The organism is Oceanobacter sp. 3_MG-2023, assembly GCF_030688925.1.
GTDB lineage: Bacteria > Pseudomonadota > Gammaproteobacteria > Pseudomonadales > Oceanobacteraceae > Oceanobacter.
Map to the genome: position 1 here is coordinate 1 of NZ_JAUYVX010000036.1, position 2362 is coordinate 2362.

1 protein-coding gene is annotated in these 2362 nt (G+C 53.9%); it reads left to right on the plus strand.

Features of this window, described 5'->3' with window-relative positions; translation table 11 throughout:
- The coding region (locus Q8W32_RS16485) for a cadherin repeat domain-containing protein (RefSeq protein ID WP_305415682.1) at positions 1-2362 on the plus strand (2362 nt) is incomplete at both ends.

The following is a 2362-nucleotide window of genomic DNA, read 5'->3' on the forward strand; positions in this document are numbered from 1 at the left end:
AATGCCATTGGCAGCGAGTTCCTGATTAACAGCAGCACCGATGGCAACCAAAACGAATCCGACAGCAGCGCTCTCGCACTTTTGGGTATCGACGAAAACAGCGGTGCTGGGCAGGTGGTGTATACCGCCACAGCCACTGATACCGGCGATATCTCCGATGGCGTGACTTTCTCGCTGTCGGGCGATGATGCCGCCCTGTTCAGCATCAACAGCAGCACCGGCGACGTGACCCTGTTGGCCGATCCCGACTACGAAACCCAATCCAGCTACAGCTTTACCGTCACCGCTAGCGATGGAGCCGGTAACCATACCGACCAAGCGGTTACCCTTGATGTCAACGACCTGGACGAAATAGCCCCTACGGCATCACTGATCTTGTCAATGGCAACGGAAGAGGTGACAGCCAGTATCGATAAAGACAATCTGTCTCCGCAGCTGACAGCACTGGGCAACAGCGGCGGTTATGCCCTGGTTTGGTACGGTAGTGATGGGGAAGGTGACAACACTATTTTTGCAAGAAGTTATGATAACCAGGGACAGCCAGTAGGTTACCTTATCTCTCTGGAAGCAACTGATGTGAGTCATGGTGAGGATGTTGATCCGCAAATCATTGCTATTGATGACAGCGGCCGCTTTGCAGTGACCTGGCAAGGAGATAACGGCAGTGGTACGTCATCCATTTATGTCCAACAGTTCGAAGCCGATGGCAGCCTCAGTGGCAGTACGGTGGAATTGGATGCAGTGACGGGACAGTCTGAGTTCACACCGCAAATTACTGCGTTGGCGAGCGGTGATTATGTGGTGACCTGGTACGATACCACTGATGTCTACGTACAGGCATTTAATGCCGATGGTTCACTGAAGGGCACACTGACAACGTTGTCAGGTTCCTGGGTCAGCCTGCCACCACAAATCAGTACCAGTGCAGATGATGGTTCTTACGTGGTGGTGTGGAGCAGCTTTGACAGCAGCTTTGATCTGACCGTGTTTGTCCAGCGCTTTAATGCCGATGGCAGCCCCAATGGTAGCCCCCTGTCCCTCGAAGCGACGGGAGTCAGTGATGGGAATGATGGTTCTGCCGTCGCTATGGCATTTGAGAGTGGGGGCTTTGTGGTTGCCTGGGCCGGTGACGATGGTCTTGGTCTATCAATATATGTGCAAACCATTGCTGCCGATGGCAGCCTGATTGGTAGTGCTGTGAAACTGGATGCTCCAGGCTATCCGGAAGGTGAGGATGTGCAGCCCGCACTGGCTCTGCTGGGTGATACAGGAGCCTACGTAGTGACCTGGCGTGGCACCGATGCAGAAGGTGATACCTCGATTTTTGTTCAGCTGTTCAATGCCGATGGATCATTAGCTGGTGACATCGTGACACTGGAAGCCACCGGTAACACAACAGGTAACGATACTTATTCGGAAGTTGCCGCATTCGGTGACAGTGGCGCCTGGGCCATTGTTTGGCAAGGAGAGGATGAACAGGGGGATCAGTCTGTTTTTGTTCAAAGATTCAATGCCGATGGCAGTCTGAATGGAACAGCAATAACACTGGAATCGCCTGATAACAGCAGTGGCGATGATCGTCTGCCACAAATTGTAGCGACAGGCTCAGATGGTGCCTTTATTGTTACCTGGTACGGTATCGGTACTGATGGTTACTATCAGGTCTATAGTCAGCGATTTGATGCCAATGGTAGCGCTGTAGAAGTGGCTACAGAAAGCTATAGTCTCGGCGATATGGTGAGCCTGTACAGTAATGAAGCGGGCAGTGTCTATCTGGTTAGCAGCAGCATTAGCGTTAACGATATCAGTGATATTCTGACAGCAGACAGCAGCCTTTGGGTGTCGTCCAGCCTGGCAGCGGCTGGTAGCACAGAGGTGAATACTAGCGGCCTGCAATTGGGTGATTATTACGCTTACGCCGTTGATGAGGCGGGCAATATCAGTCTGGCTTCGGCCCGATATATCACGATTGCAGATATGACAGCTCCAACCTTTACCTCCAGCGCCGCCGGTTACGTGGTGAGCTGGACTACCGCCGACGACAGCGACGGCAGCGGTATCGTTGGCCAACGCTACGACGCCAACGGCCAGACCCTGGGGGATGAATTCCAGATCAATACCACCCTTGCCGGAGACCAGAGCGAATCCTCGGTAACAACCCTGCTTGACGGCAGCTTTATTGTGGTATGGACCACCGCCGACGACGGCGATGGCAGCGGTATTGTCAGCCAGCGTTTCAGCGCCAGCGGCGAGCGGATTGGTAGCGAAACCGTTATCAACAGCACCACCACCGGCAGCCAGAGCGCTGCGCAAGTCGAAGCACTGGGCAGCGGTGGTTACGTGGTGGTCTGGACCTCGAACG